Here is a 15,504-nt window from a genome sequence, read left to right on the forward strand (position 1 = left end):
TTAATCATTTAATCTTTCAATTAACCAATTTAAACAGTTAACCAAATTAACCTCTATTTACTATCGTTGCGGTAGCCTGCGCTGTAGGCATAATCAGCATATCGTTAATGTTTACGTGTTTCGGTCTGCTTACTACGTACCAAATGGCATCGGCAATATCGTCTGCAATGAGGGGCTCCAAGTTTTCGTATACCTTTTTTGCCCGTTCTTCATCGCCTTTAAAACGCACTACCGAAAATTCGGTTTCAACCATACCTGGATTAATGGCGGTAACTTTTATTCCATGTGTAAGCAGGTCGATACGCATCCCTTTGGTTAACGCATCTACCGCATGTTTACTGGCACAATATACGTTTCCATTCGGATAAACTTCTTTACCGGCTATTGAGCCAATATTGATAATATGACCGGATTGGTTCGGGATCATCCAGTTGGAAACGATTTTGGTTACATACAACACTCCTTTTACATTTGTATCAATCATGGTATCCCAATCGTTGGTGTCGCCTTTATCAATGGGATCTAAACCCTGGCTTAAACCTGCATTATTCACCAGTACATCTACCTTTTTCCATTCTGCGGACAAAGCTTCCAAAGCAGCAGTAAGATTATCCTTATCGCGAACATCTGCCAATACCTGTTTAACGGTGATGGCATATTTATCTTCGAGATGATGGGCAATTTTAGCTAAACGGTCTTCTCTGCGGGCCAATAGTATCAGATTGTAACCCTGCTGGGCAAATGTATGTGCACAACTTTCGCCAATACCGGAAGTGGCACCTGTAATTAATGCGATTTTAGACATTTTTATGAATTTTAAGTATTGGTAATCCCCTAAGATAACACCTCTGATTTACCAACTCCAACAAAGGTAAGTTTTTTTGGATTGCAGGACTATTGAAAAATCAAACTGAATGTTAATTGACGTAATTTCAACTTATCTATCGGATTAGCGTAAACAGTATTGTCGTGCTGAAGTAAGTCGTTGGTTGAATACGATAGTTTTATTTCGGGCGACATCTTAAAATACTCGAAGTAAATATCGAAACCGATACCCGTTTCGTATGAAAGGTAATTTCTTCGATTTTTTAAAAATTTATTTACCGCAGTTTCACCTTCATCGAAAGTTTTCTTTTTTGAAGCGATATCTATCGAATATTTAGCTCCACCCAGCCAGTACACCCTAAAATTGTTCAACCGATTCGACTTCACTTTTATACCCAATGGAAATTCAAACATCGTAGCCTGAACTTTTCTTTCGACCACGGTTTGAAAATTTTTCATTTGTCCATTACCAAGGTTGATCGGTGCCATTGGTTCGTACTCATAAGTTACTATCCTGTCGCTAAAAATAAGAGAAGGCGTGGCCCTGACATCGAAATTATCGGAAATCATCCTGTTAACTACAAACCCCAACCCAAAGCCCTGAGATGGTTGACTGGAAATAGCGTTTAACATTGAGGTAACCGGAATGCCCGAATTTGGATCGTAAGAAGGATCAAAAGAATTCGGTACCTCGTAGAAAGGCGACCGCCAATTTTGCTTCTTGAGGATTTTATATTCGGCTGAGATATATTGGAAATTAAAGCCAAAACTCCAATCTTCATCATCTATACCACCACCCCAGTTTTGCGCAAAGACAGTTGCAGATACGGCGAAGAGAGAAAGAATGAGGCTTAATTTTCTGATCATTTGGTTCCTATATATATCGAACTTATTCCAAACGTTAAAATTCTTTGTTTGGTACTTTTGAAACCTATTTTTTCCATCAGGCCTGTAAAATCTTCTCCATCAGGGAAAGCCGCTACCGATTCGGGCAGATAGGTATAGGCCCTGTGGTCTTTAGAAAACAACTTACCAAAAAACGGTGTTACCTGTTTAAAATAGAAGCTGTACAATTGTTTTACCGGAAATACCCTTGGTTTAGAAAATTCCAATATTACCATTTTACCATTTGGTTTTAATACACGGTACATATCAGTTAAACCTTTTTCGAGGTTTTCGAAGTTACGTACACCATAAGCACAGGTAATGGCATCAAAAGTATTATCGTTAAAATGCAGTCCTTCCGAATCACCTACCTGAACTGTAAAAGTTTCGTTCAGGTTACGCTCATCAATCTTCTTTTTGGCAACCTCGAGCATGCCTTCGGAAATATCTACACCAATTACTTTCTCGGGGCGAAGTTTTTTTATCGCCTCGAAAGCAAAATCGCCTGTTCCTGTAGCTACATCAAGCATTATCCTGGGCTGGATGGAAACCAGCTCTTTAATTGCTTTCTTACGCCATAATACATCAATGCCTAAAGAAAGAAAATGGTTTAAAAAATCGTAGGTACCCGAAATGTTGTTAAACATGGTTGCAACCTGCTCTTTTTTAGTTGCATCTTCTACTTGGTATGGAGTGATATTCTGATTCATGATATGTGGCAAAGATAGATAAAAGTCGGGAGTCTTTAGTCCGGAGTCCGAAGTCTTTGGCACAAAGTGTTCACCATATTGTCAAAAATCAGATTTAGGAAATATGAATTTGTACTTCCGACTTCGGACTTCGGACTTCGGACTCAAAACCCTACCTTTGCACTATGGTTATCAAAACAGCAGCATTTGTATGCAGCAACACCCAGGTTTCGGCCCTGCCGCCGCCTATATTGCCTGAGTATGCTTTTATTGGTCGTTCTAATGTGGGCAAATCGTCTTTAATCAACATGTTGGTTAATCAGCATGGTTTGGCCAAAACCTCGCAACGGCCGGGAAAAACACAGCTCATTAATCACTTTTTGATTAATGAAGCCTGGTATATTGTCGATCTGCCGGGTTATGGTTATGCCAGGGTTTCAAAAACCAGCAGAGAGAAATGGGAAAAATTTATCCGTGCCTATATCACTAAAAGGGAAAGCCTGCAATGTGTGTTTGTATTGATTGACAGCCGTTTGGAACCGCAGCAGATTGACATTGAATTTTGCTACTGGCTCGGCGAAAGGCAAATTCCCTTTTCGTTGATTTTTACCAAAGCAGACAAACAAGGTATGACCACCACACAAAAAAATGTGGCTGGCTTTAAGCGTAAGTTAGGTGAGTTTTTTGAAGAAATTCCGGCAACTTTCATTACTTCGGCCGAAAAAGCTATCGGTAAAGACGAAGTATTGAATTTTATCTATGAAGTAAATAAAGATTTTGTAGTTCCGACAGATTATAAGCGGTTTTAAAACTTAATGTTCATTGGCTTATTGATCATTAGTTATTGGTTCATTAGTATTCGGCAATCTGCCATTAACCAGCAACTATTAACCATTAATAAGAATAGTTAATCATTATCAATAAATGAAAAAATATTTTTCACTCGTATTATTCGCACACTCGGTTTTCGCACTGCCTTTTGCCATGATTGGTTTTTTTCTGGGTGTAACCACTACCGAAAACCCATTTTCGTGGTATAAATTAATTTTAGTTCTGCTGTGTATGGTTTTTGCCCGCAACTCGGCTATGGCTTTTAACCGCTACCTCGACCGGAATATTGATGCCAAAAACCCGCGTACCAAAATGCGCGATATCCCGGCGGGGAAAGTTTCGGCCAAAGAAGCGCTTACTTTTGTCATTATCAATTGTGTATTGTTTGCTATTGCCACCTATTTCATTAACCCGCTTTGTTTTTATTTATCGCCAGTAGCCCTGTTTGTGATATTATTTTACAGCTATACCAAAAGATTTACAGCACTTTGCCACCTGGTGTTAGGGCTAGGCTTATCGTTGGCACCAATAGGTGCGTACATTGCCGTAACAGGCCAGTTTGCTCTTGTGCCGGTTTTATATTCCTTAACAGTATTGTTCTGGGTAAGCGGCTTCGATATTATTTATGCCTTGCAGGATGAAGATTTCGACCGCGAAGAAAATTTACATTCTATTCCATCGGCACTTGGCATAAAAAATGCTCTGAACGTTTCGGTTTTATTGCATGTATTATCGGCAGCCTGCGTAATTTTACCTGTATTCTTTACCGAGTTTAGCTGGGTTTATTATGTAGGGATTGTATTTTTCTGTTCGATGCTGATTTACCAGCACCTGCTTGTAAAACCAAACGATATCAGCAAGGTAAACCGGGCATTCCAAACCTTAAACGGTTATGCTTCAGTAGTATTTGCCATTTGCTTTTTAATAGACGCGTATTTGAGACATAAATAAAATGAATGGATTTTGAGTTCTGAATGATTGGATGTCTGGTGTTTAATCCGGCTACATTCACTCAATCACTAATTCTATCATTCAATAATTTAAATTAAACATGATCATCACCAAGAAACCGAGAAAATATATTCCGCAGGAATTAACCATTACCTGGGAAAATTTAGAACCACTTTTTACCGAACTACAGCACCGCGAAATAAACAGCTCTGCCGGGTTAGAGCAATGGCTTAAAGATCGTTCTGAGCTGGAAGCGGCTTTGGAAGAAGACTTTGCCTGGAGATACATTAAAATGAGCTGCGATACAGCCAACGAAGAGCTGGTTAAAAATTTCCAATACTTTGCAACAGAAATAGAACCTAAAATTTCGCCATTAGCCAACGAGCTGAATAAAAAGTTTGTTGAAAGTCCTTTTATGGATGAGCTGGATAAAGAAAAATATTTTGTTTACAGCCGTGCAATTAAAAAAGCCTTAGCGCTTTACCGTGATGAAAACATTGAGCTTTTTACTGAGCTGCAGGTAAAACAACAAAAATACCAAAGCACAACCGGCGCCATGAGCGTTCAGATAAACGGACAGGAATACACTTTGGAACAGGCTTCGATCTTCATTAAAGATTTAAACCGCGAGGTGCGCGAAAATGCATGGAAAACAATCCAGCAACGCCGTTTGGTTGATAAAGACGATTTAAACATTCTTTTTGATGAACTGATTAAGTTGCGTAACCAGGTAGCCTTAAACGCAGGTTTTGAGAACTACCGCGATTACATGTTCCAGGCTTTAGGCCGTTTCGATTATACCCCGCAGGATTGTTATGATTTTGCCAATGCCATCGAAAAAGAAATTGTTCCGATTTTAAAAGAACAGGCCGAAAAACGCCGCGAAGCGTTGGGTTTAGACGTATTAAAACCCTGGGACCTTGAGGTTAGCATAAGTGGTAAACCAGCCTTAAAACCTTTTAACAATGGCGAAGAACTGATTGATAAAAGTATTGCCTGTTTTAATGCAATAGATGAAAAATTAGGAGAAAAACTGGCCACAATGAAAGCCAACAACCTTTTTGACGTAGAAAGCAGAAAAGGTAAAGCTCCAGGCGGTTACAACTATCCTTTGGCCGAAACCGGTGCACCATTTATTTTTATGAACTCGGCAAACTCACTACGCGATTTAACCACAATGGTACATGAGGGTGGTCACGCTGTGCATACGTTTTTAACGGCCAATTTAGAATTGAACGATTTTAAACACTGTCCTTCAGAAGTAGCCGAACTTGCCTCAATGAGTATGGAACTGATCTCTATGGACAAATGGGAGGTTTACTTTGATAATGAAGAAGACTTAATCCGCGCAAAAAAAGAACAATTGGCCGATGTGTTAAAAACATTGCCGTGGGTAGCGGTAATTGATCAATTCCAACACTGGATCTACACCAACCCAAACCATACTGCGGCAGACAGGGAGGAAACCTTCAAGCAGATCTATAATCGTTTTGGTGCTGGCTTTGCCGATTGGACAGATTTAGAACAGCAATTCGGTAACGTATGGCAGAAACAACTTCACTTGTTTGAAGTACCTTTCTACTACATCGAATATGCCATTGCACAATTAGGAGCCATTGCCGTTTGGAAAAATTATAAAGAAAATCCTGAAAAAGCACTTGATCAATACCTTGCTGCACTTTCTTTGGGTTACACCAGGCCTATGAATGAAATCTATGAAACAGCAGGTATCAAATTTGATTTCAGTGCAGATTATGTGAAAGAACTTGCAGGTTTTGTGAAATCAGAACTGGAGAAATTGGGTTAAGGTAGAAGGTTGGAAGGTAGGGGGTTGAAGGTTTTCCCTCAAAAAACAAAAAAGCTATATCGTTGAGTCATTGCGGGCAGGCTTCGTCGTTCCTTCTCGCAATGACGATTTTTCGAAAAGATCAATACCGTTGCTCCCCCGTGATCCATATTGATTTTATACTATAAATCATTGCTCAGGACGGCAATTATTGCTATGACACTACCTTATCTTAAGACTGAAAATCAAGCTGTTTTAATTTACCGCATCCTTTTTTCTTACCTTCAAAATCATAAACATCACGGCCAATGATATAACAATCATGATCAGGTAACTGTAACCCAGGTTACGCTCGTCTTTTGCCGGGATCAGGTTTACAATACCATAACTCAATACAGAAACAATTACGTAGGTAAAGCCACCTGTTAGGCCGCCTGCAATCCCCGCATTTTTAGGAAATTTAGCCAGACAAAAAGTAAAGTAGTTGTTAAAGGTATAGCCTGCGCCAACATGGATAATAAAGGCAAAGAAAATTAACGACCAAAGGTTTGATACGAAATTTAAGCTCAGGATCATTAAAACTACAAACGCCAGCTGTAACAGCGAATTAATCGTTAACCTTTTAAAAAAGGGCCTGTTAATTGTTGCTTTACCAATAAAACCACCAACCATCCAGGCAAAACCCAAAAACAGGGAGCTGTAGCCAGCCACAACCGGAGAGAAATTCAAATGGTGTTCGATGATAAACGGCCCCGTCATATTGTAAACCATTACCATACAGTACGCTAAACCCAACATCACAATACCCAGTGTAAAACTAGTGGTCCTGATCATCTGAACATAGATCCTTGCAATTTTTTTCAATTGAAAATCGGTAAAATGCCTCAAGGTTTCGCCACTGAATATCAGCTCCAGTAAAGCAAAAACAGCTGCAAAACCTGCCAAAAAATAAAAGTTAGATTCCCATCCGAAAGCAGTCTGCAGATAACCGCCTATAAACGGCGCAATAATTGGTCCGGTACTCCAGATAATCGAAAACAAACTAAGATAATGTTTCAGTTGTTCGCCTTCAAAAAGATCAACAAAATATGCCCTCTTAGCCACCACAATAGCCCCTACGGTAATCCCATGTATTACACGCATTAAATAAATCAGATAAATGTTATGGCTGGTGGCAATAATGATACTTGCTGCTGCAAAAACCAACAGGGCATAAAGACAGATTTTATAACGTCCGAAACTATCGAGCACACTCCCGATAAAAAGCTGCGAAACCCCGTAACTGATCAGAAAGATACTTAAAGTAAGCTGAACCTGAACGTTGGGTACATGCATGGCGCCTGCCATATCGGGTAAGGAGGGGATATAAATATCAGTTGCAAAACCGGAAATGGGTAGCAGTGCAAAAGCCAGTATAGTAGCAATGCCCTGGTTACGCTCTTTAATGTATTTTATTGGTGCAGTGCTCGTATTCATAATGATGTATTAATTATAATTTAATATTCTAATCAAACAGGTTTTTCAACACTCGGCATCAACCTGCTGATTAATTAAGGCAAAATTAACACTATCAGAAACATTAAAATTATGCGAATCAAACAAAGGCTTATTCAAGCCAAATAATTGCAATTTTTGACTTAAAGCTTATAATTACCCTATTTTAGATGCATTTCGTACTCTAAATAACCTGCAACGAAAATTATATGTGGCTTTAAACGTTTTTAGCCAAACTTTTTATAAGTTTGAAGAAACAATCAAATAAAAAATGTTCGAAAAGCTATTCAGAAAGAAATCCATTTCCAAAATATTACAAGATGCAGCAAAAGGCTATGGCGACCATGAAAATACACTACATAAAACACTAGGCGTCCGCGACTTAACAGCTTTTGGTATTGCAGCAATTATTGGCGCTGGTATTTTTAGTACGATAGGTAAAGCAAGTGCCGATGGTGGTCCGGCCGTAATCTTTTTGTTCATTTTTACAGCAGTGGCCTGTAGTTTTGCTGCTTTTGCTTATGCAGAATTTGCTTCGATGGTTCCTGTTTCGGGTAGTGCCTATACCTACTCTTACGTTGCCTTCGGAGAATTGATTGCCTGGATTATTGGTTGGTCGCTTATTATGGAATACTCCATCGGGAACATTACGGTGGCCATATCCTGGTCTGATTATTTTACAGGACTACTCTCTACCATAAAAATACCTTTTCTCGGCATAAATGGTATCCATGTACCCGATTGGATGACCATGGATTACTTAAGTGCTTATAACGGGCACAAACATGCCGAAGCACTATTAGCCGCAGGAAAAAGCCTTTCAGCTTTAGATCCGGCAACTGCCCTGGCTAATAATGCCTGGCTTACAGCGCCACAAATAGGTGGTTTTCATCTTGTTGCAGATATTCCAGCTTTGGGCATTATCATTTTAATCACCTGGCTGATTTACCGCGGCATGAAGGAAAGCCGTAACGCCAGCAACGCCATGGTAGTAGTAAAACTGGCTGTAATCCTTTTGGTTTTGGCTGTTGGTATATTTTATGTTGACACCAAAAACTGGGATCCATTTGCTCCTAACGGTGTTTCAGGGATATTAAAAGGTGTTTCAGCAGTATTCTTTGCCTATATTGGCTTCGATGCCATTTCTACAACTGCTGAGGAATGTAAAAATCCGCAGCGCGATCTGCCCCGTGGTATGATGTGGGCCATCATCATCTGTACCTTATTGTATGTAGCCATCGCCCTGGTTTTAACAGGTATTGTTAAGTCTGACACCTTAGCAGTTGGCGATCCATTGGCCTTTGTTTTCGATCAGATTGATTTAAAACTGATGAGTGGTATTATCGCTGTGAGTGCTGTTTTTGCCATGGCAAGTGTGCTCTTGGTTTTCCAGATGGGTCAGCCACGCATCTGGATGAGCATGAGCAGGGATGGATTATTGCCTAAATCATTTTCGAAAATCCACCCAAAATATAAAACACCTTCATTTGCCACCATCGTGGTTGGCTTTGTAGTAGCCGTTCCGTCTTTGTTTATGAACCTCACCATTGTTACCGATCTTTGCTCTATTGGTACCTTATTCGCTTTTGTTTTGGTTTGTGCAGGTGTTTTAGTGCTGCAGAACAGACCTGATGTGCAGCGTGGAAAGTTTAAAATCCCTTACATCAACAGCAAATTTATCGTCCCTATTGCTTTTATAGCCGCCATTGCTTTTGCTTTTACGCAATATGGTAAAGAAACCAAAGCATTCTTTTTCAATTCGCCTAAAACCATTCAAACGGTAACTTTTGTTACTTCTTTAAACGGTGATGAACTGAAAATTGTAAAAGAGGAAATTGTTAAACATGCGGCTCCGCAAATCATCAACGAAGATAAAGTTGATGCAGAATCTTACCTGAGCGCATTACCAGCTGATCGTTACGAACAGTTTATCTCTGCTTCAAAAGTACCGGCAGAGAAGAAATATGAAAGTGGCTGGGGCCTGTTTAAACACAAAATCCCGATGTGGATCTTTTTGATTATCTGCGTGGTAATCAATTATTATTGTATCACTAAAAACTTATCCTTAATCCCTGTTTTGGGGTTAATCAGCTGCTTATATATGATGTGCGAACTCGGCATCTCCAACTGGATCGGTTTTGGCATATGGCTGGTTGTGGGGCTTGTGGTTTATTTTGCCTACGGTTATCGCCACAGTAAGCTGGCACAAGCCGAGGTTTAAATATCATGAAGTATAATCCTTTAATACATAACAGAAGATCGATCAGGTTAAAGGGTTATGATTATTCAAAAGCGGGTGCCTATTTTATCACCATCTGCTGTGAAGATAGGCTTCATAGATTTGGAAAGGTAGTAGATGATGAAATGATTTTAAATGAATCAGGAAAAATCGCTTATAATGAATGGATTAATTTATCCGATAGATTTTCAAATTTCGAACTCGATGTTTTTCAGATTATGCCGAATCACATGCACGGCATCATAGTCTTATCTTCTTCTCGGGCGACCGCAAGGGTCGCCCCGACAATTGCAAATATCATTGGAGCATATAAATCAATTGTTTCAAATGCATGTTTGCAATTATACAAATCGCATAATAAAATAATGAGAAAGCTTTGGCAGCGCAATTATTACGAACACATTATTCGCAATGAAAGAGCATATCAAAATATCTCTAACTACATTATCAATAATCCCAGCAAATGGAATGAAGATAAATTCTATCTATAAAAAATCCCCTTTCTTAAACTGAAAGAGGATTTGATTTATTTCTTTTTGATAAAAGCCATTGCAGTAATCATGACCAGCCCCAACCCGGAGGCGATCATATAATTATTTGCATGGTCAAGATGGTATATCTTTGCGGCCGGCCCCGCTATAAAGAGCACAATGCCTAAAATTAATAGTGCAGTTCTCATTCGCTAAACCGGTAATCTATTCAGTTCGATATCATCCGGCGTAACAAAAATCAGTGGTACTTTCTCTACATCCACATAACTGCTGTCTAAACCAAAACTGCGTTCTTCTGATAAACTTAACCTCTTAAGGATAAAATAATAATCCATAATCGTACGCTCGTAGAAACTCAGTTTGGTAAATTTAGATAAGTGTTTTTCTAAAATTACAAACCTGAAATCGCCGGCAATTTTATGCCTATTTAACGAAGTATATTGACTTGTAATATCGATTTCACCATTTTTAACCAATTCTTCTACTACTTTACGGTAAAGAAGATTTACACGTTGTTCAACCCTGAAGCCTAATCTAAAATCGATCCTGATCAGTTTACCTGGAATTAAGAATTCGACCTTGTAATCTAAAGTATAAGGTTCATCCATCACATCAACGTGAACTAACCAATATACATCTGCCCGTTTTGGTTCTTTTTGTATAATCGAATAAATAATTTTCGATTCAATTTCAGTTTTAAAGTTTGCGCTGGTTAAATACACCAGCTGAGAGGAGTATTTTGGAACAGATTCATCATTACTCAATTCGCTTAAAATCTCATAATAATCTTCAATTTCAACATACTTAACAAACCTGTTTTTAATCTTACGGGCAACAAACCAGCTCCACATTACAGTAAACAGTGCCGAACCTATAAGTACTGTTAACCATCCTCCATCAGAAAACTTATGCAGGTTACTAAAAAGGAATGTACCTTCTATAATTACATATATCGAAATAAAAATGGCAATAAGGTATTTTGGGAAACGCTTGCTCTTTAAATAAACACTTACCAAAATCGTAGTCATCAACATGGCGATCGTAATGGAAAGGCCATAAGCAGCATCCATTTTAGAAGATTCTTTCCAGAAAAACACTATACTGCAACAGCCTACCCAAAGCATCCAGTTAATGGAAGGTACATACAGCTGACCTTTTTGAACCGATGGATAGACAATTTTGATTTTAGGCCAAAGATTTAAACGAACAGCTTCTGATATTAACGTAAAAGAGCCACTAATTAATGCCTGGCTTGCAATAACCGCTGCCATAGTAGCTAAAATAACCATTGGCACCTGGAAATGGCTCGAAATGATCTGAAAGAAAGGATTCATTTTTGAACTCGGAATAAAGGTACTTTCGTTCTGTAAAATCCAAACTCCCTGACCTAAATAATTTAAAATCAGGGTTACTTTCACAAAAATCCAGCTGATACGGATGTTATTCCGTCCGCAGTGCCCTAAATCAGAATAAAGTGCCTCTGCCCCTGTAGTACACAGGAACACCCCTCCCAGAATAATAAATGCCTTACTATTGGTAGCCAATAGGTGTACTGCATAATACGGATTAAGCGCCTTTAAAATACTAAAATCTCTAATGATGAACAACAGTCCGGCAACACCCAAAACAGTGAACCAAACAAACATTACAGGCCCGAATAGTTTGCCCACCAAATTGGTTCCAAACTGCTGGATGATAAAAAGTACGGTTAAGATTGCAATTACTACCGGAACTACAGGTATCTCGAACCTGCTGGTTAATCCTTCTATGGCCGACGTTACGGTGATACTTGGCGTAATTACACCATCGGCAAGCAATGCACATCCCCCAACAACGGCCGGTACAATTAGCCATTTTGCCTTTTTCCTTACTAAAGAAAACAAGGAGAAAATACCGCCCTCGCCTTTATTATCTGCTCTTAAGGTGATGATAACATATTTAATGGTTGTTTGTAAGGTGAGCGTCCAGATGATGCAGGAAAGAACACCAAGAACAACATCGGTAGTTATTGAACCCGGATTTGCGACCAGTCCTTCTTTTACACCCAGAATGCTTGTAAAAATTGCGTTAAGCGTATATAAAGGTGAGGTACCAATGTCACCAAACACAATTCCTAAACTAATTAGAACACCGCCGGCGGTTAACGCGTTGACATTTTTATGATTTGACACTTCGTTGATATTTTTAGTGCGGCAAAAGTAAACTAACTATAACAATTTAACAACCAAATTATTGTGTATTTTTAACACTATGAAATTTAAATATTATTGTTAAATTGTGTTAAATTATGGCTTTTAAACAAAATGTTTAATTTCTTTGTTTTAAATTAATACATTTGCTATACCAATTTGATGAAACTCTACGCTAAGATAACGTTCCTCACTAAACTCGCATGCACACTGTGCATCGTTTTGCTGTGCGGCGTAAATTCTTGGGCACAACAAGCTGATAGTATCCACATTAGCTTAAAAAACAGAACCAAAAAAGTAAACAGAATACCTGAAATTAAAGCAAATATTACGCCTTATAAACCATTTTACTTGTCTATCGGTGGCCCAGGGATGTTTAACACTTACGCTACAACTCCAAAAAATACAATTCCGGCTCCTAAAGACAAATTGCTGACCATCGTAAAAATATATCCCAATCCGGTTGAAGATCAGTTAAACATGATCCTGTCTATTGGAAAAGATGGCACTCAAACCACAATCAAAATCATTGATTTATTAGGTAACGAGGTAGCAACATTGGCAAACGAGCGTTTAAACGCAGGCGAACAGACAAAAAGTTTTATCATTCCGAACAGGATAAACCCCGGCATTTACTTTTTAAGGGTTATTGCAGGATCAGAAAGCCAGGTAAAACGGATCTCAGTTTTATAACACCATTTTCTTTTCTATTTTTGATTGATGGGGATTGAATGCCCGTCTATTTTATCATATACCATATTTTTAAGAATGAAAATCATCGCCATTGGCCGAAATTACGCCGAACACGCAAAAGAGCTGAACAATCCTGTTCCAACAACACCAGTAATTTTTCTGAAACCAGATACGGCCATTTTAAAAGATAATAAACCTTTTTACCTGCCCGATTTTTCTAATGATGTTCATTACGAATTAGAAGTAGTTTTAAAAATCTGCAAGGAAGGCAAGCATATCGCCGAAAAATTTGCAGCAAATTATTATGATGAAGTGGGATTAGGCATTGATTTTACCGCGCGTGATATCCAGAGCAGGCACAAAGAAAAAGGGCTTCCATGGGAACTGGCCAAAGCTTTTGACCACTCGGCACCGATTAGCATTTTCTTGCCGAAAAGTGATTTTGAAGATCTTTATAATATAAATTTCGAGCTAAAAGTAAACGGAGAAAGCCGCCAGGTTGGCCATACTAAAGATTTGTTATTCTCGTTCGAGAAGATAATCAGCTTTGTTTCTCAATACATTACCTTAAAAAAAGGCGATTTAATTTTTACCGGAACCCCTCAGGGTGTCGGAAAAATAAACAAAGGAGATAAAATGGAAGCCTGGCTGGAAGGAAAGCAACTTTTAAATTTTGATGTGAAGTAACGAATGATTAAAAACCCGATCCAATACAAGTTAAAATTTTCCTTTTCAATTTGCCTCTTATGTATAACCGCGTTTGTACAGGCACAACAGGTTTTCAGTACCAATAAGTACCCGATTACAGATTTCAGACAGCCTTTGGATATCAATCCACCAGCGCTTGCAGGTTCTTTCGGGGAAATTCGGAGTAACCACTTTCATTCGGGAATTGATTTCAGGACCAACCAACGCGAAGGTTATCCTGTTTATGCGGTTGCAGATGGATATATTTCGAGGTTAAGAGTCCAGAACAGTGGTTTCGGGCAGGCGTTATATATTAATCATCCAAACGGCTTTACTACAGTTTATGGGCATCTACAACGTTTTGCACCAAAAATTGCAACCATTGTTAAAAACCTCGAGTACGAAAAGAAAACTTTCGAGATCGACGAATTTCCTGATGCGACATTGATCCCTGTACATAAAGGTGAAGTGATCGCCTGGTCTGGCAACCGTGGCAGTTCCGGCGGACCGCATTTACATTTCGAGATCAGGGATACCAAGACAGAAGAAACCATTAATCCACAGTTTTTCGGAATTGTAATTCCAGACAACATCCCTCCTGTTATCCATGGTTTATATGTTTACCGTTTAAATGGCAAAACTTTTAATGAATCTACACCAAAACAGGCCATTGCCATTACCGGTGCAAATGGCAGCTATAAAACAACTGCGCCGGTTAGTTTAACAGGCGAAGTGGGTTTTGGCATTGTGGTAACCGATAGGCACAATGGTTTATCGGGCACAAACGGTGTGTACTCCATCCAATTAGAAGTTGATGGTAAAATGGTATATACTTCGGCTTTGGAACGCTTTGCCTTTGAAGACAGTAAGGCCATCAACTCCCACATTGATTACCCTACTTATTTAAATACAAAAAGAAGTATTCAGAAAAGTTTTGTTGATCCGGGCAATCCATTGAAGATTTATAGCAATCTGGTAAATAATGGCCGCATCAACTTCAACGATGGTGCACAGCATCAGCTACGCTATACCATTACCGATTCGAAAGGAAATTCTTCTGTGCTGCCTTTTACTGTAAATGCAGGTTCAGCACCAGTTGCTGCTCCAGTAGTGGCTGCCGGAATAATTTACCCATACAATAAGGTAAACGAATTTAATGCCGAAGAGGTAAAAGTGATTCTCCCAAAGGGCACTTTATATAACGATTTAAATTTCACCTATAAAAAACTACCAAGGCCAGCTGGCAATGCCTGGTCGGCTGTACATCAGATCCATAACCGCTACGTACCACTACATATTGGTTTCGATCTTTGGATTAAAGGTGATAACCTTCCCGAAAACCTGCGCAGCAAAGCATTGATCGTAAATTTAAACGGCTCATCGCAAGGTGGAAGTTTCGATAACGGCTATGTAAAAGCCACACCAAAAAATTTCGGAAGTTTTTACGTCGCAGTTGATACCATCGCGCCGAGGATTTTTCCTGTAAATATTTCTGAAGGCAAGAATATGTCAGGTTTATCCAAAATCTTTTTTAAGATCAGTGATAATTTATCAGGAATCAAAAGTTTTAACGGTTATATTGATGGTAAATGGGCATTAATGGAGTTCGATGCCAAAAGCGCAACACTTTGGCACAGTTTCGATGAGAGAACAGCTCCGGGCAGGCATACCCTGGAACTTATTGTAGTGGATATGAAAGAAAATACACGGAAGTATAACGTTAATTTCTTCAGGTAGTAATAAG

The 15,504-nt window shown here is 39.0% G+C and carries 14 protein-coding genes; 8 read left to right on the forward strand and 6 right to left on the reverse strand.

Annotated features, from left to right (window positions below):
- Positions 1-46: 46 nt before the first annotated feature.
- The 3 genes from ACFSR6_RS15865 to ubiE form a co-directional block, all read right to left on the reverse strand.
- Positions 47-805 (reverse strand): SDR family NAD(P)-dependent oxidoreductase, encoded by a 759-nt coding sequence (locus ACFSR6_RS15865; protein WP_379080566.1) that lies wholly within the window; start codon positions 803-805, stop codon positions 47-49.
- 89 nt (positions 806-894) lie between these two features.
- On the reverse strand, positions 895-1,692 hold the full coding sequence (porT, locus tag ACFSR6_RS15870) for a type IX secretion/gliding motility protein PorT/SprT (protein ID WP_379080568.1): 798 nt from the start codon (positions 1,690-1,692) through the stop codon (positions 895-897).
- Positions 1,689-2,420, reverse strand: coding sequence for a bifunctional demethylmenaquinone methyltransferase/2-methoxy-6-polyprenyl-1,4-benzoquinol methylase UbiE (gene ubiE / locus ACFSR6_RS15875; RefSeq protein WP_379080570.1), 732 nt, complete (start codon positions 2,418-2,420; stop codon positions 1,689-1,691). Before ubiE ends, porT begins: the two co-directional genes overlap by 4 nt.
- 164 nt (positions 2,421-2,584) lie before the next feature.
- Between ubiE and yihA the strand changes: the two genes are divergently transcribed.
- The 3 genes from yihA (at position 2,585) to ACFSR6_RS15890 (ending at position 5,988) form a co-directional block, all read left to right on the forward strand.
- Positions 2,585-3,208: a ribosome biogenesis GTP-binding protein YihA/YsxC gene (gene yihA, locus ACFSR6_RS15880; RefSeq protein ID WP_379080572.1), complete on the forward strand. Its 624-nt coding sequence runs from the start codon at positions 2,585-2,587 to the stop codon at positions 3,206-3,208.
- Between the two features lie 115 nt (positions 3,209-3,323).
- Positions 3,324-4,181, forward strand: a complete 858-nt coding sequence (locus ACFSR6_RS15885) for a UbiA-like polyprenyltransferase (protein ID WP_379080574.1) — start codon at positions 3,324-3,326, stop codon at positions 4,179-4,181.
- A 100-nt stretch (positions 4,182-4,281) separates the two neighbouring features.
- Entirely contained in the window at positions 4,282-5,988 is a 1,707-nt protein-coding gene (locus tag ACFSR6_RS15890; protein WP_379080576.1) for a M3 family oligoendopeptidase, read from the forward strand.
- Positions 5,989-6,222: 234 nt separating this feature from the next.
- On the opposite strand, the gene ACFSR6_RS15895 is transcribed toward ACFSR6_RS15890, so the two are convergent.
- Complete coding sequence (locus tag ACFSR6_RS15895) at positions 6,223-7,443, reverse strand: MFS transporter (RefSeq protein ID WP_379080578.1); 1,221 nt, start codon at positions 7,441-7,443, stop codon at positions 6,223-6,225.
- Between the two features lie 289 nt (positions 7,444-7,732).
- Between ACFSR6_RS15895 and ACFSR6_RS15900 the strand changes: the two genes are divergently transcribed.
- Together ACFSR6_RS15900 and ACFSR6_RS15905 are read left to right on the forward strand one after the other, a co-directional pair.
- Positions 7,733-9,682 (forward strand): amino acid permease, encoded by a 1,950-nt coding sequence (locus ACFSR6_RS15900; protein WP_379080580.1) that lies wholly within the window; start codon positions 7,733-7,735, stop codon positions 9,680-9,682.
- 5 nt (positions 9,683-9,687) lie between these two features.
- The gene (locus ACFSR6_RS15905; RefSeq protein WP_379080582.1) at positions 9,688-10,191 is read left to right on the forward strand and encodes a transposase; all 504 of its coding nucleotides are present in this window, start codon (positions 9,688-9,690) and stop codon (positions 10,189-10,191) included.
- Between the two features lie 35 nt (positions 10,192-10,226).
- On the opposite strand, the gene ACFSR6_RS15910 is transcribed toward ACFSR6_RS15905, so the two are convergent.
- Entirely contained in the window at positions 10,227-10,379 is a 153-nt protein-coding gene (locus ACFSR6_RS15910; protein ID WP_162800021.1) for a hypothetical protein, read from the reverse strand.
- Between the two features lie 3 nt (positions 10,380-10,382).
- Positions 10,383-12,362 (reverse strand): KUP/HAK/KT family potassium transporter, encoded by a 1,980-nt coding sequence (locus ACFSR6_RS15915; protein WP_379080584.1) that lies wholly within the window; start codon positions 12,360-12,362, stop codon positions 10,383-10,385.
- Positions 12,363-12,542: 180 nt separating this feature from the next.
- On the opposite strand from ACFSR6_RS15915, the gene ACFSR6_RS15920 reads away from it, so the two are divergent.
- The 3 genes from ACFSR6_RS15920 to ACFSR6_RS15930 all read left to right on the forward strand — a co-directional run bounded on the left by ACFSR6_RS15920 (position 12,543) and on the right by ACFSR6_RS15930 (position 15,497).
- Positions 12,543-13,073, forward strand: a complete 531-nt coding sequence (locus ACFSR6_RS15920) for a T9SS type A sorting domain-containing protein (protein ID WP_379080586.1) — start codon at positions 12,543-12,545, stop codon at positions 13,071-13,073.
- Positions 13,074-13,148: 75 nt separating this feature from the next.
- Complete coding sequence (locus tag ACFSR6_RS15925; RefSeq protein ID WP_379080588.1) at positions 13,149-13,760, forward strand: fumarylacetoacetate hydrolase family protein; 612 nt, start codon at positions 13,149-13,151, stop codon at positions 13,758-13,760.
- 3 nt (positions 13,761-13,763) lie between these two features.
- Positions 13,764-15,497 (forward strand): M23 family metallopeptidase, encoded by a 1,734-nt coding sequence (locus tag ACFSR6_RS15930; protein WP_379080590.1) that lies wholly within the window; start codon positions 13,764-13,766, stop codon positions 15,495-15,497.
- Positions 15,498-15,504 lie beyond the last annotated feature (7 nt).

The organism is Pedobacter vanadiisoli, assembly GCF_042684385.1.
Taxonomy (GTDB): Bacteria; Bacteroidota; Bacteroidia; order Sphingobacteriales; family Sphingobacteriaceae; genus Pedobacter; species Pedobacter vanadiisoli.